General features: G+C 37.7%; 19 protein-coding genes. 9 read left to right on the forward strand and 10 right to left on the reverse strand.

Features of this window, described 5'->3' with window-relative positions; translation table 11 throughout:
* Positions 1-25: 25 nt before the first annotated feature.
* The 4 genes from IQ31_RS21580 to IQ31_RS21595 form a co-directional block, all read right to left on the reverse strand.
* Positions 26-697 (reverse strand): HAD family hydrolase, encoded by a 672-nt coding sequence (locus tag IQ31_RS21580; protein WP_088163494.1) that lies wholly within the window; start codon positions 695-697, stop codon positions 26-28.
* A gap of 73 nt (positions 698-770) precedes the next feature.
* Positions 771-2,672, reverse strand: coding sequence for a DUF3857 domain-containing protein (locus IQ31_RS21585; protein ID WP_088160866.1), 1,902 nt, complete (start codon positions 2,670-2,672; stop codon positions 771-773).
* Complete coding sequence (locus IQ31_RS21590; RefSeq protein WP_088160867.1) at positions 2,669-4,642, reverse strand: transglutaminase domain-containing protein; 1,974 nt, start codon at positions 4,640-4,642, stop codon at positions 2,669-2,671. Before IQ31_RS21590 ends, IQ31_RS21585 begins: the two co-directional genes overlap by 4 nt.
* A 65-nt stretch (positions 4,643-4,707) precedes the next feature.
* Positions 4,708-5,082 (reverse strand): hypothetical protein, encoded by a 375-nt coding sequence (locus tag IQ31_RS21595; RefSeq protein WP_088160868.1) that lies wholly within the window; start codon positions 5,080-5,082, stop codon positions 4,708-4,710.
* A 476-nt stretch (positions 5,083-5,558) separates the two neighbouring features.
* Between IQ31_RS21595 and IQ31_RS21600 the strand changes: the two genes are divergently transcribed.
* Positions 5,559-6,083 carry a hypothetical protein gene (locus tag IQ31_RS21600; RefSeq protein ID WP_088160869.1) on the forward strand — a complete coding sequence of 175 codons (525 nt, stop codon included), beginning with the start codon at positions 5,559-5,561 and terminating at the stop codon, positions 6,081-6,083.
* 103 nt (positions 6,084-6,186) lie between these two features.
* Positions 6,187-7,086: an OmpA/MotB family protein gene (locus IQ31_RS21605; protein WP_075994703.1), complete on the forward strand. Its 900-nt coding sequence runs from the start codon at positions 6,187-6,189 to the stop codon at positions 7,084-7,086.
* Between the two features lie 56 nt (positions 7,087-7,142).
* Here IQ31_RS21605 and IQ31_RS21610 read toward each other — a convergent pair whose 3' ends face one another.
* The 3 genes from IQ31_RS21610 to IQ31_RS21620 all read right to left on the reverse strand — a co-directional run bounded on the left by IQ31_RS21610 (position 7,143) and on the right by IQ31_RS21620 (position 11,400).
* Positions 7,143-7,775 carry a gluconate 2-dehydrogenase subunit 3 family protein gene (locus tag IQ31_RS21610; RefSeq protein ID WP_088160870.1) on the reverse strand — a complete coding sequence of 211 codons (633 nt, stop codon included), beginning with the start codon at positions 7,773-7,775 and terminating at the stop codon, positions 7,143-7,145.
* 4 nt (positions 7,776-7,779) lie between these two features.
* Positions 7,780-9,516 carry a GMC family oxidoreductase gene (locus IQ31_RS21615; RefSeq protein WP_088160871.1) on the reverse strand — a complete coding sequence of 579 codons (1,737 nt, stop codon included), beginning with the start codon at positions 9,514-9,516 and terminating at the stop codon, positions 7,780-7,782.
* A gap of 288 nt (positions 9,517-9,804) precedes the next feature.
* On the reverse strand, positions 9,805-11,400 hold the full coding sequence (locus tag IQ31_RS21620; protein ID WP_145329999.1) for an ABC-F family ATP-binding cassette domain-containing protein: 1,596 nt from the start codon (positions 11,398-11,400) through the stop codon (positions 9,805-9,807).
* A gap of 228 nt (positions 11,401-11,628) precedes the next feature.
* Here IQ31_RS21620 and IQ31_RS21625 point away from each other — a divergent pair, with 228 nt between their 5' ends.
* Together IQ31_RS21625 and IQ31_RS21630 are read left to right on the forward strand one after the other, a co-directional pair.
* Entirely contained in the window at positions 11,629-12,966 is a 1,338-nt protein-coding gene (locus IQ31_RS21625; protein ID WP_088163495.1) for a sigma-54-dependent transcriptional regulator, read from the forward strand.
* Positions 12,963-14,708, forward strand: coding sequence for a sensor histidine kinase (locus tag IQ31_RS21630; RefSeq protein ID WP_145330001.1), 1,746 nt, complete (start codon positions 12,963-12,965; stop codon positions 14,706-14,708). The genes IQ31_RS21625 and IQ31_RS21630 overlap by 4 nt, the downstream gene beginning before the upstream one ends.
* Before the next feature lie 100 nt (positions 14,709-14,808).
* Here IQ31_RS21630 and yiaA read toward each other — a convergent pair whose 3' ends face one another.
* Positions 14,809-15,276, reverse strand: a complete 468-nt coding sequence (gene yiaA, locus IQ31_RS21635; protein WP_046675653.1) for an inner membrane protein YiaA — start codon at positions 15,274-15,276, stop codon at positions 14,809-14,811.
* 141 nt (positions 15,277-15,417) lie between these two features.
* Between yiaA and IQ31_RS21640 the strand changes: the two genes are divergently transcribed.
* Complete coding sequence (locus tag IQ31_RS21640; RefSeq protein WP_145330003.1) at positions 15,418-16,920, forward strand: hypothetical protein; 1,503 nt, start codon at positions 15,418-15,420, stop codon at positions 16,918-16,920.
* A gap of 36 nt (positions 16,921-16,956) precedes the next feature.
* Here IQ31_RS21640 and IQ31_RS21645 read toward each other — a convergent pair whose 3' ends face one another.
* The gene (locus tag IQ31_RS21645) at positions 16,957-17,580 is read right to left on the reverse strand and encodes a murein L,D-transpeptidase catalytic domain-containing protein (RefSeq protein ID WP_145330005.1); all 624 of its coding nucleotides are present in this window, start codon (positions 17,578-17,580) and stop codon (positions 16,957-16,959) included.
* A gap of 61 nt (positions 17,581-17,641) precedes the next feature.
* Positions 17,642-18,745, reverse strand: a complete 1,104-nt coding sequence (locus tag IQ31_RS21650) for a DUF695 domain-containing protein (protein WP_145330007.1) — start codon at positions 18,743-18,745, stop codon at positions 17,642-17,644.
* Between the two features lie 233 nt (positions 18,746-18,978).
* Between IQ31_RS21650 and IQ31_RS21655 the strand changes: the two genes are divergently transcribed.
* From IQ31_RS21655 to tyrS, 4 genes are all read left to right on the forward strand, one after another.
* Positions 18,979-19,485: a BON domain-containing protein gene (locus IQ31_RS21655; protein WP_088160876.1), complete on the forward strand. Its 507-nt coding sequence runs from the start codon at positions 18,979-18,981 to the stop codon at positions 19,483-19,485.
* 12 nt (positions 19,486-19,497) lie between these two features.
* Positions 19,498-19,917, forward strand: a complete 420-nt coding sequence (locus tag IQ31_RS21660; protein WP_046675658.1) for an SH3 domain-containing protein — start codon at positions 19,498-19,500, stop codon at positions 19,915-19,917.
* 117 nt (positions 19,918-20,034) lie between these two features.
* Complete coding sequence (locus IQ31_RS21665; protein WP_145330009.1) at positions 20,035-20,985, forward strand: hypothetical protein; 951 nt, start codon at positions 20,035-20,037, stop codon at positions 20,983-20,985.
* Between the two features lie 240 nt (positions 20,986-21,225).
* Positions 21,226-22,425, forward strand: a complete 1,200-nt coding sequence (tyrS, locus tag IQ31_RS21670; protein WP_145330011.1) for a tyrosine--tRNA ligase — start codon at positions 21,226-21,228, stop codon at positions 22,423-22,425.
* The last annotated feature ends 52 nt before the right edge of the window (positions 22,426-22,477 follow it).

A 22,477-nucleotide genomic window follows, 5' to 3' on the forward strand; every position in this document is an offset into this window, starting at 1 on the left:
TTATCGTCGTCAACCCTTAACCGGGTTATACTTCTTGTGTTTTTAAAATTGCTTTTATATTGGCAACAGATATTTCTGTATAATTATTTATATAATCATTACTTGCAGGTAATTCTTCTTTTTTATGGGTTGAAAGTACGGCGACAACTTTCATTTCAGCATTTTTCGCCGCGGTAATACCCGAAAAAGAATCTTCAAAAACAATACAGCGGTCAACAGGAATTTGCAGATTTTCTGCAGATTTTAGGTAAACCTCAGGATGTGGCTTATGGAGTTTTACATCTTCGCTGCTTAGCGTGGAAGAGAATAAATGACGTATGTTCAATTCATCCAAAATTAAGTCCATATTCTCTCGGGGAGCAGATGTCGCCACAGCAAGCTTAAAACCGTTATTTTTTAATTCCGTTAGAAACTCAATTAAGCCCTTAATAGGGGCAACGTGTTCTTTATAGATCACTCTAAAAAGCTGCTCTTTTTCAAATTCAAGCGTTCGCAGTTCCTCAGGGGATATCGGACGCTGAAAGAAATGCTGCATAATGTAACTATTATGCTTACCATACATATGCTGCTCAAATTCCTCTTCTGTAGCCTGTTGTACATTGTGGTTTTTAAAAAAAGCTCTAAAAGCTTCCGCATGGAAAGGGTTGGTGTGGCTTATGACACCGTCCATGTCAAATATCGCTGCGTATTCTGTCATTGAGCTAATATACAATAATTGCCTTATTTGATCGATTTTACTCATTCATATTCTGGTAAATATTTTTTTCCGACTAGAGAAAGCTGAGATTAAAGCGTCCCTTGTCGCAGCTGCTTACCTCATTATGAAATTGGAAAAAGTCTTCATAAGTATTGGCAGGATAGCTGCCTTCAAAAAGTTCTAGTTTTCTGTAGGTGAATAGTTTATTGTCTTTTATTTCTGACCTAAATTCATACTTTCCAAATGGTTTCTCAATAATTTTCTTTTCAGGAGTTATGTTTTTGAGCATATTTTCCGGGAGGGCAATGCTAATGCTATCGATATCAGCGTAACCTCTTTCAATGAAAATATCTTCGGTTCTATTTCTACTTTCTGCAATATTGGAATGTGTGTTGAATAAATTAGGTTGGATCAAAAGTTTATTACCATTTTTCACAGCGTAGTTTTTGATAAAAATATTCAGGTTCTCCTCAATAAATGGATTTTCCTCCTTATGTTCAATATAGTTTACCTGATTGAAATTGATATTGTCTATATTATAGTATTCCGTGAGAAGCTTATTCTTATCATTATTACTGGCTAAAAGCACGTCCATATGGTTCTCATATTGGGCTCCGTAGAACTTGGTATTTAAGGTGCCCTGAATGCTTCCGTCTTCCGAAAGTTTTAGGTCGGCATAACGCAGTTGAAGATTGGTTGAATTAATATATTTCGGCGTATGCATGATAACTCCGCCATTTTCGGTACAAGCAACGACATCTCTATCGTCGGTAAAGTCGCTAAGAAAACCAAATGGAAGGTTTTGGCTCGTACATTCCAGCCAGGTTGTATCGTTTTTAAATGGAATACATAAAATGACGTGATTTCCGTCCTGGGCATTTGCAAAGGTTTTGTGAAAACTTTCTTTGCGTCTGCCTGCTTCGACAATACAGTAATAGGAAGGGATATTGACGGCCGACAACATGCTTCGCATGTAATTTGCCAGTGCTTTACAATCACCGTAGCCCAAGCGGTCTACCTCAGAAGCCGGAAATGGTTCTAAACCTCCAATGCCGATTTGAATACTGATGTAACGTGTGTTTTTTTGTAAATAATTGTATAGAATCTTTGCTTTGTCTTTATCTGAGCTGGCGTCTTTTGTTAATGCTATAAATTTTTGTTTAGACGCTTCCGTCAAATCTTCTTTTTTGTTCAATAGGCTATTGGATACCCATTGGCCAAATTCTTTCCAATCCCCGAAATTTCCAGTCTTGCCATAATAAATAAAATTTTTGGGAACGATGAGTACATTTATTCTTTTCAGGTTAGGATTGGGGCTATAAGATTCATCCTTTTTTGCAGCGATCTGTTCAGTATTCCATGTCTTACTTTCAGTCTTGTCATTTTTCTCTTCTTTGATACTTCCTTTATAGTTCGTTGTTTCAATTCGGCATTCAGTGCCAATTGGTGCAATAAATTGAAAGCTGCTTTTCTCTACGGATACATTATTTGAGACCTCAGGAGTCCAAGATGGAATGATCAAGTTTTGTTTACTTCTAACTTCGTATTGGTATTCGACGGTATAGGGATAGCTGTGATAGTCAGGTACATATAATTTTACCCGAGAATCTGCAAACATCGTACTGTTGTCCACAGCGCTAATATCTTTGAAATCTTTCGTTGCAATTTTCTTTTGCAATATCCCCATTTCGTTATAGATGGCGCCCTTAAGGCTCTTGATTTCGCTAGATTTATTATAATAGACCGGAAGTGAAGCATAGCGGTCCCCATTTTTATTGTAAACTGTGATAGCACACGTTATGGTTGTGATGACCTGTTCGGGCGATTTCATTTCTACCACAGTTTTATCATTGCGTACAGTTGCTACTGCTCTGCTCTTTAATGCACTTGGAATATTGGCGACGTCGTAGTTATCTTGTCCAATTGCGAGGATCGGAAGCAGGGAGTATAGTAAGTTGATGAATACGATTTTCATTTTTTACCGATTAATTTTATGTCTAGCTTTTGTTGTTGAATAATACGTGAATACAATTCTTTGAGTGAAAAATATTCATCGACCGAAAAGATGGGTTTGTTAAACGCGAGGCTCTGTAGTATTTCAAGTTGATTGCCATTGACCTGCGTTACATATCTATATTTTGCAGTTGACTCCGGGAGTGCTAACGATGCATTCTGAGGCTTCTCAGCAATTTCATAGCGATCGGGGATTGTCAATTTGACTGAGTATAATGTTTTGGATTTAAAACCCATATCAACCGGATAAGTTCTTTCCTGTGCTTTAAATGGATTGTATGAAATCCTGTCAATAATATTGGGCGCCAATAATAATATGTCTTGTTCCATCTGTTTGGAGACATCTACAATGACATCAAATTCCTCTATTAATAGCTGATCAATTTCTTCTAGGTTTTGGATACTCGATTTTGTTAAAGTTACATTGGGCATTTCTTCGTCCAGCTTTTCCCAGTATTCCTCCAAAGAATTGAATTTGGCGATATGTTGGCGTTTTAAAAAGGCTTTGTTACCCCTGCTACTTATGGTCAGTTTTCCCTTAATTTTAGCTTGTTCATCTAAAGCTCCCTCCAATACGTAGCTTACATCGGAAGACTCTTCTACCATAAGCGGAAACCAGTCTGAGCTCTTTTTGGAGTAGATAATTCTTCCCCGTTCATTTAGACATTGTAAGGGCAGCTCTCCAAAAGGTAAGTATGGATTGGAGGCATCTAGTTTATATTTCACGCCATCTACATCTACGCAAGCGATGACATAGTCGAAATCAGATAATACGGGAAATAAGGCATTGGGAGTTCCGTTTCGTCGCGTTGAAAGAATAATAGGGTAGGCCTCCAGATCTGCCGCTAATAGCGCAGTTACTAGCGCTAAATTGATGTCGCCAATATTGCCAGTTCGTTTTTCCAATGCTTTTTCAATGCCAGATTCTGCATATTTGCCTAAATAGTTATTCCATTTTATTTGTTTGTTGATATAGTTATAGATCTTCTTTGCTTTTTCTAATTTGCTGTCAGTAGGGGATACAATTGTTGCTAAATTGGCTTTGAATACGTCTGTTTTTTTTAATTGACCTCCAAAAGCCTTTTCATTCATGAGGTCTGTATCTACGTCTTTCCAGGTTTTGCTAAATGTCTTCTTACTACCAGTACTCGGATAAAAGATCGATTCAAGCTCATAATAGATAGCAGATTTGAAATTGGTTGGCGAAGTCATGTAGTCCTCTTCAACAAATGCCGGAATGTTCTTCATTGTATAGGTCAATTTTGAACAATCCATTCGCAGTCCATCCAGGAAAATATATTCTTTCAATGCTTCGGCTTTTTGATCGGTAAGTTTGTACGGACCACGTAAAACTACATTGTAAGCGAAAGAAGCAGGAATAATAGCGATATATTGGCTTTGTATTTTGGGAATGTCATCTTGAAATTCCCATGTCTTGAAATTAAATAAATCCTGCTCTAGTGTCCGATAGGACACTTCAATAATAGAGCCTTCTTTAATATTTGGAAGGGTAAATTTATTAAGGTCCAGATAGGCCGAGTAATTTTCCCTGAAAACTTTCTTATTTTCAAGCTCCGTTTTCTCGATCCTGCCATTTTCTAAGTTATATGTAACAGCCTTGAGTTCGTCAAAATAGTCTCGTATATAACTTCCGCGTTTATACGAGGGGATTTCAAAATTAGCTTTTTTAAACCCTTCTTTGTTATTGATGCGGATAAGTACATGGTATTCATGTTGAAGTTTTATACGATTATCATAATCATCAACAAAAACAGAACTTCGTCCAAACTCATTCAGCACGATAGCATTGGCATTACTATCCAGGTCTGTTCGTGAGAAATCCGAAATAGAAACTTTACCAAAATCAAAAGTTTGGGCTATACTATTTGTATAAATAGAAAATATTAAAAATAGCGTTAAAAACTGGCGCATAACTATAGGTGTAATAATTCACGAATATAAGTTTTTAGCCAAAATTAAACGATACTTTAAAATAATTATTTGTCTAGTTGCAAAAGATTATTAATAATTTCGGTGATGGTATCGACATCTTCACCATCTTCCAGCATAGAGAATGCAAGATAGGTGGCGTAAATTTCAGGACTGAATTTTACATGCTTATCAGCGATAAACCGGTCGATCTGCTCTTCATTGCATTCAAAATGAATACTTTGTAGTTCGTTGAAAAGATTGGTTGAAATGGTCTGATGGTTTTCACCACAGGCAAATCCTGCAACAATATGGAATAGAAACTTATCGGTTATTTCGTCATCTTCCTTTTTGAACATCGCACGAATATGCTTATAATCGAATTTAGTTTTTGCGCTATTCACAATAGTGTCCCAAATCTGATACTCTGCTTTAGTCTCCATAGCTCGCTTTAAATTTATATTGGTATAACCAATATAGCAAAAATAATTTGATTTTTGGCAAGGATAATGAAACTTATGGACTAGCCTGAGCAGCTATAATAAGCTGACTATCTATGGATATGAAATGTATGAGGTCGCTAGGGGGTAGCTATAACTAATTTGTAGTGAATAGTTTATAATTGTAGTAGGGTGAAAACTATCTCCCCTAAAAAGCAGCCTAATATAACACCCAATAGAATTGACAAAATTACCTTTAACCATACTGGGCTTGTTACTAAAATCGGTTTCATGGAGCAAAATTGCTTTAAAAATATACTTGAATGAAGACTTTTATCTTATTTAAAGCTAGCTGTGGCGATACAATGACATGAATTTTTGGCTTTGTGGTATGATAATTGAAAATTAATAGTTGGATTCGATTTTTTTAGTAATTTAAGTCGGAAAATGAAATTGTTGAAATAGCCTGATTTATAATTATGATAACACGAATAGTATTGACAATTGCTCTATTCACTTTAACAAAAGTTGGACTTGGCCAACAGGTGAATATTGATAAAATTCGAAAAGAATATGCGGAGGCCGTGAAGGACGAAGATCTATGTGAACATAATTTGGAGGTGCTGACAGAAGGTGCCAAATCACCGACCGAGAAAGTATACCTGGCCGCTTATCAAATACTTTTAGCGAAACATATCGGCAATCCATTTAAGAAAGTTGGGCAGTTTAAAGAGGGTAAAAAGCATTTGGAAGAAGTGATTAAGGAAAATCCAAATCATATTGAAGCACGGTTTATACGTTGGAGCGTACAGGTGCATGCGCCTTCTTTTTTGGGATATAACAATAATATCCTTGAGGATAAAAGTTTTCTTGTTAAAAATCTTTATAAATTACCCAATGAAGAGGCTAAATCAATTATTTATAATTATCTCAAAGGCGCAAATCCCTATCTTAAAGGTGGGCAGGTATTTAGCGCTACAGAGCTGAAGGAGCTAGCCCAATAGGACGTTAAAGGTTGTTAATTTGACAAGACTATGGGGTATTTTGGCTAGAATATTGCGTATCTTGCTATATGAATTAATTCAACATCTACAAAAAGAGTATATCATGAAGAATTTAGTTTTTCCAATGACTGTATTAACGGCAAGTTTGTTTGTTATCGGATGTGGTGTCAGTAAAAAGCAATATGCTGGTTTACAGTCCGACTATAGTAAATTACAAACGGAGCACAGTCAATTGACCAAGCAATATCAGGATGGACAGCTTCAATTGGCTGAAGGTCGGACACGGATCAAGAGTTTAGAAGATCAGTTGGCCTCTGAACGACAAAATAATGCGGATCTCCGATCGGCTTATGCTGCTTTGCAGAAATCGCTCGATAACAGTATTAATCAGAATTCACAGGGAAATATCAATATTTCCAAGTTGGTTGATGAAATTAACGCTTCAAATAAATATATTAAGCATCTCGTTGAGACGAAAAACAAATCCGATTCCTTGAATCTGGTATTGACCAATAATTTAACAAGATCGCTTAGCCGTGAGGAATTGCAGGAAGTTGATGTACAGGTATTAAAAGGGGTAGTTTATATCTCACTTGCTGATAATATGCTTTACAAATCCGGTAGCTATGAAATTAATGATAGAGCCGATCAGACATTAAGTAAAATTGCGAAAATTATCCAGGATTACAGAGATTATGAAGTATTGATTGAAGGTAATACCGATACCGATCCAATTTCTAAACCTAATATTCGGAATAACTGGGATTTAAGTACCTTACGGGCTTCTTCTGTGGTACAAGCTTTACAAAATAAATATGGTGTGGATCCTAAACGCTTAACTGCAGGTGGTAGGGGCGAATATAATCCAATTGCAGATAATACGACCGCGCTAGGTAAGCAACGGAATAGAAGAACGCAGATTATTATCACTCCTAAATTGGATCAATTTATGGAGTTGATTGATAAAGCTCCGGAAGCTACTGAGGTACCATCGGCACAATAGATTTTAATGCGGTAAATAAAAAAAATCCTTTCCGTTTTCGGAAAGGATTTTTTTTATTATCCAAAGAATTTAGTCGGGTCAAAACCATGCTCTTTCAACACATCATCTGGTACGCCATTCCAGACTCCAGGTTTATTTCCGGCATAGCCGATATCTTTCACACCCATTTCACTTGTGTAAAATCCTGAGGAAGTCAGATTGCGCATCAATGAAAAGAAGGCGGCACCTTGTTTCATTTCCGGTTTTGCCAAATCAGGGTAGGCAATATCATCCACTAATGCAAGTTGATCTTTTGCGCCGCATTTGATAAATACTGTTCCGTAACGCTTTTTGGATTGGAGGTCGAGCCAACGAAGCCCGCCACGCATAGGGATTTTATTATCAGGCAAATCTTTTACGATAAATTCGATGAAATCGGGTACTCCCGCCTCAGAAGCACTTCCTGAAATGTTATCCTTAGGAATAATAATATCTGCCAAAACAGTGATTGTAGCCATTTCATGTTCGTCAAAAAACTTTTCGGCATATAATTGTTCCGTGCGTTCGTATTCAAAATCCTGGACTCCAGGTAACTTTTTGCTATTGTCTGCTACCGCATTTTTAGCATCTTTTGAATTGCAAGCTGCGGTTAAAAGACCAGATCCAGCTGCAATTAATCCTAATGCTCTTAAAGATTCTCTTCTATTCATGCTTTTAACCGTTTAATTTTTTCTTTTCTTGAAGTATATATTCTGCTGTCCGCATTGATAAAGCGAGTATTGTCCAGGTCAGATTTTTGTCACCTTGTTGTACAAATGGTCCCGCATCCACGACGTAGAGATTTTTACAATCGTGCGCTTGTCCCCATTTGTTCAAAACGGAGGTTTTAGGGTCATTTCCCATTCTTGTGGTACCACCTTCATGAATAATTTTTCCGGGAGCTTCCAGGCCATATAATGTATCTGCCCCTGGTATTTTAGAAGTAATTACAGCGCCCATTTCGTGCATAATAGACTGAAATGTCTCTTGCATATGTTTGGCTTGTGCTATTTCTTCATTCGCCCATTTGTAGTTGAAACGTAGCACAGGAATTCCGAATTTGTCGACTTTATCCGGGTCAATTTCACAGTAATTGTCTTTTCTTGCCAATGCCGTTCCCCGGCCTGCCATACCTACATTTGCACCATAATAGCTACGGAAATCTTCTTTTAGTGCAGTACCATAACCGCCTTTGGCTTTTGACTTCCCATCCGAATTTTTTGCCAGGTCATTTACTTTCGGTACCCAATTCAAAAATCCATAAGAGGGCATATGTAAACCACCACCATATTCGATGTGGTAACCTCTTGGGAAACTCAACTTGGCATTATCTTCCCACCATGGTGAATAAATATGGACACTTCCAACGCCATCTTCATTATAACGCTTCCGGTCAAGTAGTTGTGGTAAAAATCCAGATAAACTGGCCCCTGTAGAATCGTGGAGATATTTTCCAACTAAACCGCTGCTATTACCAACACCCCCAGGATGCGATTTTGATTTAGAATTTAACATGATCCGCGCGCTTTCACAGGCACTAGCACCCAAAATAACGGTTTTCCCTTTAACGGTATATTCCTGCAGATCCTTGGTGTTTACATAAGAAACACCAACTGCAATTCCTTCATCATTTGTAATGACTTCCCTTACCATTGCATTGTCTATCACCTTTAGGTTACCTGTTTTCATCGCTGGAATAACCAGACAAGATGAAGAAGAAAAGTCCCCATAAACTTTACATGCACGACCACATTGGCCACAGTAGAAACAGGTACCTCGATCTTTAATATCTTTTGATACTTCGGTTAGCACGGCTCCTCTTCCGGGAATTACTGGAACTCCAGCTTTTTTGGCACCTTTTGCAATATATAATTCGTTTAAGCGTGGTTTAGGTGGTTTCATAAAAATACCATCGGGTTCGTTATGAATACCTTCTGCCGTGCCATATATTCCGATCATTCGATCTACACGGTCATAAAATGGCTTAACTTCTTCATAAGTGATAGGCCATTCGTCTGTTACACCATCCTTTGGCTTGAAATCGTCAGGTCCCATACGCAATGAAATTCGACCCCAGTGGTTTGTTCTGCCGCCAAGCATACGTGCTCTAAACCATTCAAATTCAGTTCCCGCTACCTTGCTGTAGGGTTCACCTTCGATTTGCCAGCCACCGAAGGCTGCATCAAAATCCCCGAATGGTCTTGTGGTACCGGCACCTCTTCTTGGAGATTCCCAAGGCCAGCGTAGTTGTAACGAATCTTTTGCTGGGTCATAAAAAGGACCTGCTTCCAGCATCAATACTTTAAGCCCCGCATGTGCAAGTATATAACCTGCCATACCACCACCTGCGCCGGAACCAACTACGATGGCGTCAAATAATTCGGGATTTTCTTTAATTTGATAATCTGACATAATTAAATGAAGTAATTAATTGAGAGGCCTGTACGCTACATTTGCCCTAAGGCTTAAGATGTAAATGAGAAGGTTCAATTAATTTAATGGTTATTGTTTCATGTTTAAAATCATGGTGAATATATCGATAAAAATTCGTTTTTTTTAATTTAATTTATCGATTTAGCAGATTTTAAATAAAGAATATGGGATTGTTACAAAAAATACCGTGTTTTATTAAAATTTTATGGAGGGCAGTCATTGAATACTGCGTTTATTCCGTTGCAACGAAATAAACGCAGTTGTCATTTACAGGTCTTTTAGTTTGATGACTTTGTTGATATGGATTTCCTGTAGAAAGACCGCATCATGTGAAATGACGAGTAGCGTACCTTTATAAAGCTGAATCGCTCGGGTTAGCATCCGGATATTTTGAAGATCTAAATTGTTTGTTGGTTCATCAAGAATAATTAAATCTGGAGACTGTTGCTGAATGGTGAGGCAACATAATATCAGACGCATTTTTTCACCACCGCTCAATAGTTGGCAGGGCTTGTCCCAATCGTCTTTTCCAAATAAGAATCGATTGAGCCTAATTTTGATCTCATGTTCAGGTAGTGCGTCGCTATTGAATTGCTGGGCCTGCTCGTAAATACTTAGATGCGAAGATAAAATGGAGTATGTTTGATCTAAATAGATCGAACGAAATGATTGACGTTCAATTTTTCCTTGTGCAGGTGTCAATTGGCCGAGTAAAAGTCTGACCAATGTCGTTTTGCCAGATCCATTCTGTCCTTGTAGTGCGATACGATCTCCACTGAATAATTGAAAGTTGATATTAGCTGGCCAGAGTCCTTGTGAGTCATACTTGAAATTGACATTTTCGACTTTGACCATACTCTTTCCGGTTGGAAAGACACTGTTTCCTAAATCTATTTTAATTTCATCCAGTGCAGATTGTGAACCTCGGAGTTCCTGTAAATCGGATTTGATATCTCCAATTTTGTCCTGATGCACACTTTTTATCTTGGCGGTACTTTTTTCAGCATTGTTGCGAAGTGTATTCATCATGATGCGCGCTACACCTGCCTTTTCCTGTTTTTTTTGACCGCGGTTGTTTAATCTATTTTGGCGTTCGATTGTTTCTCTTTCTTTCTCCTTTGCAATTTTGATCGCCCTTTCCTTGTGGTGAATATCTTGTTGTAACGTATGGCGCTCGGTCTCTTTTTGAGTTTCGTAAAAGGCATAATTCCCCCCATACCGCTTGATGCCCATTGGGGTCATTTCGGCCATGTCATCCAGTAAATTAAGCAGGGTTCTATCGTGGCTGACAATAATCACTGTGTTTTTGCTTGATTGAATCCAATCGTATAGTAGCGTTTTGCTATCCATATCCAAATGGTTGCTGGGTTCATCAAGAAGAATAAGTTCGGATCGGTGAATGTGGATTCCGGCCAATAAGACTTTTGTTTTTTGTCCACCACTAAGGGACGACATCTGCTGTGTCAACTGGATATCGTGCAGATCCCATTGCTCGAAAGCTTCTTGGCATCGTTCCTCCAAGGTCCAATCATCTTGAAGTCTATTGAAATTTTCTTCAGATGCATCGCCAGCTAATATGGCGTGGAGTGCATCTAATTTTTGGGCAATGCCAAGTGCTTCGGCGACTGTGTTATCCTCAAATTGTCCCACAACTTGAGGGACATAATAGGTGCTGGTGCTGACTTGTACGCTGCCACTGGAAGGTGATAGTTCTTTGGCAATCAGTCGCAATAAAGTTGATTTACCGACACCATTGTGGCCGATGAGCGCTATTTTCTCTTGCGCATTGATGTGTAGATTTATGTTCCCAAACAATAAATCTTTATTCGGATGTATATAAGAAAGTTGTTGTAATGAAAGCATGTTGAAATTCTTTAAATGTTAGAAAAGACCATTTGGACAGGTATTGTCAATGGATGGTATTTATTTCGTTCTAAAGAATTTTAATCTTACATGCAGTTTTAAGGATGTTGAGAGAAGCAAATATAGCGTTTTTATTTTGATGACGGGAAAGTTTTTGAGGAATAGTCAAATTGTTTATTTTTCTACTATTTGCTTCGAACAAATTGTACTTTTGAAAAAACGAATATTGTGAATAGAGTTCTCCTTATAGATGACGAAGAGAAACTTCGGAAATTGATGGCCAAAATTATTAGTCTGGAAGGTTTTGATGTGATTGAAGCTGCTGATATTAAATCGGGGTTGAAAAAGCTTGAAGTCAGTGATGTGGACGTTGTACTTTGTGATGTCAAGCTGCCTGACGGTAATGGGGTGGAAACGGCCAAATTAATTAAAGAACGGTATCCGATTGTAGAGATTATCCTATTGACAGCATACGGGAATATCCCGGACGGTGTTCGGGCGATAAAAAATGGTGCTTTTGAATATATTACCAAAGGAGATGACAATAATCGCATTATACCCCTACTTTATAAAGCCAGTGAAAAGGTTGCATTGGCAAGAAGGGTACAACAGTTAGAAAAGCGATTAGGAGATAAACTTTCTTTCGATAAGATTATTGGAAAATCTAGTGCAATAAAGGCTGCCATCGGCATGGCACAAAAAGTTGCTGTTACAAATACAACGGTCTTGCTAACAGGCGAGACGGGTACCGGTAAGGAGGTTTTTGCACAGGCAATCCATCAGGCGAGTTCCAGGAGAGTGCGTAGTTTTGTGGCCATTAATTGTGCAGCATTTACAAAAGATCTGCTGGAAAACGAGCTGTTTGGTCATAAATCCGGTGCCTTTACCGGTGCTACTAAAGATCAGCGGGGTTTGTTTGAAGAAGCACATTTGGGGACTATTTTTCTGGATGAAGTCGGGGAGATGGCCTTGGAACTTCAGGCCAAAATTCTTCGCGTTTTGGAAACGGGCGAGTTTTTAAAAGTTGGGGACTCCAAACCAACGAAAGTGGATGTACGTATCATAGCCGCGACCAACAGAAATCTTGAAACCGAAATTGCATCTGACCATTTCAGGAGTGATCTATTTTATAGGTTGTCTGTTTTCACGATTGAATTGCCGCCACTGCGTGAGCGTATTGAAGATATAGCGACTTTGGCACAATATTACGCTGATATCTTTGCTTTAAAATCTAACTTGAAACCTTTGCGGATGACCCCTGAGTTTGTGCAGGCTTTGGAAACTAACCTATGGCGGGGAAATATCCGTGAACTGAAAAATGTGATTGAACGCAGTGTGATTTTGAGTGAGGGCGGCATATTAGGTGTTGAGGGTCTTCCTTTCGGTGAACGTGAGTATAGAGAAGGGGCAAGCGTCTTATCAAACTTTTCAATGTCCAATATGGAGAGGCAACATATACAACGTGTATTGAAACATACGAATGGAAATAAAGCTGAAGCTGCTCGATTGTTAGAAATCGGCATAGCTACCTTGTATCGAAAAATTGAAGAATATAAAATCCAATGAAACTTAAAGCAAAGCTGACATTTGGGGTAGGATTTTTATTTTTTATGATCTTACTGCTTGCGATAGTGAGTGGGTATTATGTTTATCGATTAAAAAAAGATACCAATAATATTTTAGTCGACAATTATAATACGCTGCATTATTCCAGAAATATGCTGTTGGCCTTGGAAGATCTTTATACGAATGAGAAGAACATTGCGTTATTTGAACATAATTTAAGCCTCCAAAAGCGCAATGTAACTGAGCCTGGAGAACGAGCGGTGACCGAACGTATAGATCATCACTTTTTGAGTTTAGCGAAACAGCTGAAAGATTCTACAATTGCTGCTGACTTACACAAAGATATATTTCAGCTAATGTATCTTAATATGCAGGCAATTGAAAACAAAAATAATATCGCCAATGCAACAGCTGAAAAAGCTATTTTGGCGATCTCCATTGTTGGTGCGATCTGTTTTATGATTGCGTTTGTATTGCTTGTCAATCTCCCCCTAGCCATTGCTGGTCCAATTGTACAATTAACCGATAGTATTAAACAGATTGCTGCTGGGAACTATAAAAGGAGACTTCATTTTAAGCGAAAGGATGAATTTGGAGAAGTGGCGCAATCGTTCAATACAATGGCTCAAAAACTCGAGGAATATACGGAAAGTAAATTGGGTAAGATCTTGCAGCATAAAAAGAGAATAGAAGCGCTTATTGATAATATGCATGATGCCGTTATAGGGATAGATGAGGAAAAAAGAGTGCTTTTTGCAAATGAACCCGCTTGTTTGCTCTCGGGGTTAAAACACGCAGAATTTGAAGGGCAAAAATTAGTGGAAATAGCTTCTTCCAATGATTTGATTCGTAAGCTTCTCGATAGGATCAACGCTTTAAACCAGCAATCCGAACATCTGGGATTGGTTCAGATCTTTGCCTATGGAAAAGATAACTACTTTGAACTGGAGGTTATCGACATTAATGTTGTACCAACGGGAGAGGAGAGTTCGCAGTTTATTGGACAATTTATTTTGTTGAAGAACGTGACAAGTTTTAAGGAACGTGATGTCGCAAAAACAAATTTTATTGGAACGGTATCTCATGAACTGAAGACACCAATCGCATCAATACGCATGGGGATCCAATTGCTCGAGAATAAGCGGATTGGAGAGTTGAATGAAGAACAAAAAGACTTACTTGAAGGAATTGCTGATGATACAGAGCGGCTCCTGAAAATTACGGGGGAACTTTTGGATATTGCACAAGTGGAGAGCGGTACCATTCAGATGAAGCTGAATCCGGCGACAATCGGACCGATTATAGATTATGCCCTTTTAGCCAATCGTTCAATGCTTGACCAAAAGAAAATTCGACTACAGGTTGATCTGGAAGAGGAACTGCCGATGGTTTTTATTGATAACGAGAAGACCGCATGGGTATTGACGAATCTACTGTCCAATGCAATTCGTTATTCCGATGAAGGGGGGGCGATTTGTCTTGCTGTCAAAAGAATGGGGGCCAGGGTGCTTTTGCGTGTTGAAGATCAGGGACAAGGAATCCCGGTACAATATTTAGCGAAGATTTTTGATCGGTATTTCCGTGTTCCAGGGGGTACAAAGGAAGGAACAGGCTTGGGTTTAAGCATAAGCAAGGAATTTATCGAAAGCATGGGGGGAGAGATTGATGTGCAAAGTGTTTTTGGTACTGGAAGTGCATTTTTCGTTTACCTTCCTATTGTACCGCTTAAGCAATCCACTTAAAAAAAGGAAGAGCTCAATAAAAAGCTCTTCCTTTTTTTGCTTAACGAGAGATTGAAAGATCCTGCAGCTTGCTATGCAGAGGCTGTAGGATCGGCACCCGCTAAAGTTTTATTTCATTGTCATCGATAAGTTTTGCATCACGTGTATTTTTTTGTACTGCGATAGCTGAAAAAATACTCAACGAGAAGGACATTGCATAGAATCCTTTTTCACTTAACAGCAGATCCGCGTTCCATAGGCCTACAGTTAATAGCACGACGGCAGCAATTGTTGCAAACCAGCTTAAACCATAGTACAATTCGGTAACAGCTAGTCCTTCTGCTTTATCTCTTACACTTTTTTGAACGGAGATAACCGCAAATAGCGCAAATAGTAAAATTGTAAAATAATACCCTTTTTCATTTAAAGCCATTGTTGCATTCCATAAGCCGACACAATAGCCAACGGTACCAACCAATAATGCAGTCCATGAGGCTCCAATAAATGCTCCTGTTGGTTTAAATGGGTTTCTTTTGTCTAAATTTCTTTCAGCCTTTTTTTCTTCAATCATGTTTTTTAGCGGTTCCATAATTTTCTTGTTTTAGTTTTGATTTGTTGTTGTTTTATGATTCAAATATCGATAGGAACTAATTATTTTAAAACTTGAATTTATAAGAATACTGACGATATAATTTTGTTTAATATATTTGTTTAATTCTAAATTTAAGCTATGGCGGACGCGATATCGGATCTATTATTATTATTGAATAAAGATGATATTAGGGATTTTAAAACCTTTTTGAAACAAAAGAATAAGCGAAATGATGTGAAAAATATCAAGTTACTTGAGATTATAGAAACTGATGATATAAATAAGCTAAAAAAGTTATATGATCCCATTAAAAACCGGGATGCTTATCACGCATTGAGGAAAAGGCTTCATGATAGTCTTTTGTTTTTTCTTTCAAATAAGGTTTTTGAACGAGACAACAATGAAGCCCACGAAGCGTTGAGATTATTTGTTGTGGGTCGTTTTCTATTGGAAAGTCAGTTCATTAAGATTGGATTCAAATGCCTTCAACGGGCTGAGGACAAGGCTCTAGTTCTGGAGCAGTTTAGTTTGCTGAACGAAATCTTGCAAATCAGACTACAATATACACATTTAGATTTGAATGTCAATTTGGAATTGCTTATCGATCGTTTTACCGAAAATCAGCAAAAACTGCAGCAAGAAGCAAAATTTCAGATTGCTTATGCGCTATTGCGTTCAGCATTGCAGGATATTCATTTGAAAGCAAAAATAATTGATATCAATAAGTTGATTTTGCGTGTACTGCGTAAATACAGTATTTCTTTGGATGATCTCTTATCATTTAAATCACTCTATCAACTTCTGTATATCGCAAATGAGTATGCCGCAATACATCAAAACTATACACTGGTTCGTTCTTTTTTAAAAACAGCAGATAATTTTTTGATGAAGTATGATGAACAATCGGCGCATCAGCTATTTTACTATCTTCATATTTTGTATTATCTGGCCAATTTTAATTTGAGGAACGGATTCTTTAATGAGAGCATCGGGTATTTAGAGCGCTTGAATGAAGTTTTATCTCAAGGAAATACGGTTTTTCGAGTCCAGTTTCAGCTGCGGTGCCATTTGTTGATGGCATTGAATTTCCATTACCTTGGCGATGGAGTAAAAGGTCTTTCCGTGTTAAGGGCGGGGATTAAACAAGCCTCACCAAAATCAAGTGAGGTTGATCTTGCGGATCTACAGTTGTGTTTGGTGATGTTTTTAACGCAATTTGAAGATAAAACAGCATTGATTGAGCTTCGACAGTTGATTCGAACAGATGCTTGGTACGAGAAGAAAATGGGTATGTTGTGGACGATTCGGAAGAGTCTGCTTGAAATTCTGATCCATATTCAATTCGATCACATCGATTTGGCAACCTTGAAATTAAAAAGCTTTGTCGGTAGGTATAAAAAATACTTGCTGAATGTCAAGGAAAACAGAGTGATTGATTTTGCCAAATTGGTAGAGAAATATCTTTTAAATCCAGCAGTTATTCAAGGGAAATCCTTTCGGGCAGCTGTTCAAACTTTGGCGGAGGACAAAGAAAATAAAGATTTATTTATTATGGGATTTATTGCTTGGTTGAAAGCTCTTAGTGTATCTCAAAGTCCGTATCAGGTTTTATTGAACTTGATTAAAGAAAATAGCTGGTGATCAAAGAAGATAGCCGGTGATCAATAATAAAGGTGATCAATAATAAATATGTAAGACGATTTGTTTCTTTGAAGAGTCAATCAGGTTCTGTAGTCTTTTGTAGAATTCGACGTTTACCATAGGACAGCCTTCACTGAGACATATTGGATCTACTTGTTCATCGTAAGGCATGCGGTCATATTTGTGTAGAACGATGTTTCTAGCATATGCATTGCTATTGGAGCTATCTAAGCCATATAATTTATATGCTTTTCCAAATTTACCGTTATACGAGCTGCCGATAGCATAACTACCTAGCGATGTCGCATGAGAGTTATCCGTATTACTAAATTGCAAAAGATTCTTTTTTCCGGTTTCGGAGCCGGATCCATGTGCCACTAGCCCTTGATCTAGAATCCGATCTGTTTTTAGATCTACGACAAAAAAACGATTTCTTCCCGAGGGTCTTTTCATATCCAAGAGAAAGGATATGTCACTATTATACTTTTTGTTGTTTATGATGCGTTTTTTTACGTTCTTTATTGCCATCGTATAGCGAAAGGCGTCTGAAGGAGTATTTTCTTCCCTATCAACAACTGCTAAAAGCGTGTTTTTTTGAATGGTTTTGTATGTGATAAGGCCAATTCCGAGGATAATAACCAAAAGAATGATTTTATTCATGTAAATAAAGCATATTTTATAAAGTACTTTTATTGAATCTTATGTCTGCTGTTCGAGAGACCTATTCTATTTGTTTATAAAATCGTTCGAAGGTTTTCCAGTATTTATCTTTGTAGATGCTATAATCAATTTGGAGATTGTCCCTGTATTCTTCGATTAATCGATCAATCGTTCGTGAGGCTTTTCGAAATTCTGTACAAGCCAAGTAAATTTCCCTGAGGTTATCGGCAGTTTCTCTTCCGATATTAAGAAATCCAATATCATTTGGAAGACTGTCCATTAATTCTTCTTCAAATTTATCCATTAAATCGTAAGTCTCCTGATCGGGCATGCCATTAGTTGCTGTTCCGTCATAATTAATCTTTAATGTAACTATCCAAGGGTGAGAAGCTTTTCCGTCCCAGTCTAATAACGTCGTATTGATGATGGCAAAGATAGGTAAGTCGTTCTCCAGGATACCCTCAAAAGCAGTGTATGTGTCATCTGCGGCCCGGTGCCTAACGTCGGTATATTTTTCCACAAATTCCTTTTCCCGCCAGATCAAATAGTCTTTTAATTTAAGTAGAGGAATCAGCTCTTCTGTTGCAAGCTCTTTTGAGGTTACATTCAAGTTATCTATGGCTATGATCGAGTTCAATTCACCAATGTAATTGTCGAGAAATATTTCTATCCCATGGAAAATATTGGCTTTGTTCTCTTCCGTAAAATCGGGGTGAACAATAACAATATCGACTTCATCCGGATGGTATTTGTGTTGAATGGGGTAAAAAAACATATCCTTGATGTCAAAAGTGAATCCATACATCGTGATTTTGAATTTTTCCATATCCGCAATAGCGGGTTTTAATGCAGTAAATTTCCAATGTGCTAATGCTGGAGCAGAAGCAATCAGATGCTCTACGAACGCAACGTTTTTGATGACACCATCTGGGGTAACTACAAGTTCTGCAGTGTCATCATCGTACATTCCCGTTAAGAAATACAGTTCCTTACGAAGAGCATCGATCTTCGGCGAAAGTTTGCTGAAAAAATTCTGATCAATTTGTTCTCCAGTCTTGACGATTTGAAAAAATGCGTGTTCGTTTTTTGTAAACCAATCCCAAAAATCCGCTATACTGTCCTTTTTATTTTCTTTTTTACCAAAAATATTGTTCAAAAATCCCATAATTAATAGCTGTTTGATTGAATCATCAAAGTGCGTATCTGTTACTTAAAGCGTTTTTATAACCACAGAGGATTAAATGATCCGAATGAAATAATCATGAATACCTCTGTTCCTAAATTTAATTATATAATTATAATCCGGCAAGGGAATTTAAGTTTAAAAATAATTGGACAAACAATTGCGTATGGAGTTTGTTAGGATTATTGTTGGAATTATAAATTAAAATTGGTCTTATGAAATTTAGCAAATTAACATTTTGTCTATTGGCAACTACAGTTGTGCTTTCCTTTACGGCTTGCAAATCAGGTTTATCTGATGAGAAGTTGGAAGAAAAGATCGAAAACGCACTTACCGGTCGTAAAACCGTGGACGTCGACGTCAAAAAAGGGGAAGTTATCTTAAGTGGTACGGTTGCTTCCGAAGAAGAAAAGCAACAAGTGGAGTCTATTGCTAAAACAGCAGGCGATAAGGACATCAAGTCTATTCAAAACAATATTATCGTTAGCGCCCCAGTGTCATCGACTCCAGCTCCTATTGAGGTATCCAATAATGATGCGGTGCTTGGAGCAGCAGTGAATACGTTTATGAAGGATTTTCCTACGGTACAGGCAAGTGTAAAGGATGGTGTGATCGCTGTTACAGGTACTTTGGAGCAGCCTAAGATAATCACCTTAAAGCAAGGTTTGGATAACTTAAATCCAAAAAAAGTGGATCTAAGCGGTATTGTTGTCAAAAAATAAAATAGTGAAGTTATGTCATTGCAGGAAAAATATAAGGTTCTTTTAGATACGGCACAGTCTTCAGGTGTAAATGACCTGAACTACGCCGAAATGGATGGAGTATTGCAAATTCGTGGTACAGCACCAACAGCAGATGTGAAAAATAAGCTCTGGGAAATCTACGGTAATATAGATCCTAATTTCCAAACTGGAGATGTGGTCTTAAATGTAGATGTGGCAACGGAAGTGCCCGGAAGCCAGGTGAAAGTTATAACAGAAAATAGCAATTTGAATATTAGAAAAGGCCCTGGTACAGACCAGCCTATCGTGGGAAAAGCTGCTAAAGGAGAAATCATCACATTGATTAGTAAGGCTAATGATCAATGGTGGTTGGTCAGAACCAAAGATAATGAAGAAGGGTATTGTTATGCACAATATTTAGAGTCTGTTTAGTTCTCGAATGTTATTTGCATGATGGGTACCAGTACCAATTGGCTTTGAAAAAAGGGGAGTTATTGATAAATAACTCCCCTTTTTTCATTTCACGATTAAGCTTGTCTGTTCTGTAATATGGAGGGACTACAGCATCTATCGTATTGGGGAATTATTTGGAAAATCAACCGTATTTTAATTTTTGGTGTAATAATTGTATTACTGTTATTGCAACAATTTTATTACATTATGTCGAAATCACGTTTTATCATATTATTATGCTTGTGTTTAGCTGTTCAGTTGGGAGTTGCGCAAGAGTATGTTCGCTTGGACAAAGATCGTTATCAATTGCATTTGTCAGAATATCCAAAGGATACAATCCGGGTACTTGAAAAAGGCAAAGAAACGAAGTTGAAACAGGGGAAATATATTCTGCAAAAGAATCAATTTATGGGACTTTCCAATGCATTTATAACGATTAATCAGGATGGCATCGTCGATGGTGATTTTAAAATTGAAAGAGATGGGCGTACCGGTGATGTTATCGTAAGACATGGTGTATTGCAGCAAATGACTGTCAAATCTGCTGCATTACCAGACTTTCAATACACCATAACGGATAGTTCAAGTGTGCAGCGTAATTTTAAGAATGGGAAAATCAGTCAGGAAAAAACGGTATTCTACCGAGCAGCAAATAGTGGTAAAAAAGTGACAAAAGTCTTCTTTGATAATTACTATACGGTTGAAAATGATTTTGACCATACCCGAGCTGACTATCGATTAGACAATACCTTAATGTACAGCGCCAAATTAAATTGTGGTGGGCAGATACAGGAATCAAAGTCATTTGATGTCAATGGTCAGTTACTAAAACATACCTATCGGAAAGCTAAAATTGATTACACTGATCTGTATCAGAATAATAATCTCGTTGAGCGGAAATATAACCTTAATAACTGCTTTTACCATGAGTATTTTAAGAATTCATTGTTAGTGCAAAAGGTCGTGGAGAAAAAGGATAAAGGGAGTATAGAAAAGTATGTTTATAATGGAGCCGGAAAATTGATAAACAAAAATACCGGCGGATAATTTAAAAATGCATCTTGAATCAAGTATGGATGCCAATATTTTTGCATTTTAAAAATATAGCACTACCTTTGTCAAGCAATGAAGAAAATGAACAACATATTACGTCTTCCATTTTTCTTTAATTATTATCGCCCGATAATCGTTCGGGACCCCTATGCCTATTAAATTAAGAAATTCAAATTATTATTTATAGCTAAGCCCGAACATAACGTTCGGGCTTTTTTTATTTTATATAACACCATGTTAAAAGAGTTAGAAGAAAATATCGAAATTATTTTACCGAAGGAGGGGCTTGCATCGAAGTTGAAGGAGGCCGAAGAAAGGAACCGACCATTGATTATAAAACTTGGTTTTGATCCAACAGCACCGGATCTTCATTTAGGGCACGCTGTAGTGTTAAAGAAACTACGCCAGTTTCAGCAGCTGGGCCACGAAGTCGTGATCCTCGTTGGTAGTTTTACAGCTCGGATCGGCGATCCTACAGGAAAAAATAAAGCCCGTAAACCTTTATGCCAGGATGCGATAGCGCACAATGCGGCAACTTACATTGCGCAACTGTCTAAAATTATTGATGTATCAAAAGCGAAAGTTGTTTTTAATGGAGACTGGTTGGATCAACTAAATTTTACAGAAATTATCCAGCTGGTATCGAAAGTCACTGTCGCTCAATTGATGCAACGGCATGATTTTAATAAGCGTTTTAACGAAAACCAATCAATAGCCATGCATGAATTGCTTTACCCGATATTGCAGGGCTTTGACTCCGTACATGTCAATAGTGATATCGAAATGGGGGGAACGGACCAACTGTTCAATTGCGCGATGGGCCGGCAGCTACAGGAATCTTTTGGACAGGATCCACAAATAGTACTGTGTATGCCCTTGTTGCGCGGGCTGGACGGAAAGGAAAAAATGAGCAAATCATTAAACAATACGATCGGTCTTTTGGATGAACCGAATGAAATGTTTGGTAAAACCATGTCTATTCCTGATCATTTAATTCCAGAATATATTGACTTGACAACTGATTTCAATCAGGAAACCAAACTTGGCATGAAGACCCGTATTGAAATGGGCGAAAATCCAATGGAAATTAAGAAACTTATTGCACGTAATCTAGTTGCTCAATACCATGGCGAAGAGTTTGCGACCAGTGCGGTTGATTTTTTTGTTAAGCAATTTCAGAGCAAGAAATTGGAAGAAAAGGCTTTTGAGGAGGTGTCGGGTCAAGTATTGCGCGAACAGTTTGGTGAACAGATTAAACTGGTCGATCTATGTCATTTCCTAAAGGGGGCAACAAAGTCGGCGATGCGAAGATTGATTATAGGCGGTGCAGTGCAGATCGATTCAATAAAACAGCTGAATCCGGATCTGATGCTTGATTTGAATACGTGTTTTAAAATTAAATTAGGTAAAAGGGCTTATTTTAGAGTTATCTAGTAAGGTTTGTGAGGGTATACTTTTTTAATATTTTGCTAAAAGTAGTAAAATA

The organism is Sphingobacterium siyangense, assembly GCF_007830445.1.
GTDB lineage: Bacteria > Bacteroidota > Bacteroidia > Sphingobacteriales > Sphingobacteriaceae > Sphingobacterium > Sphingobacterium siyangense.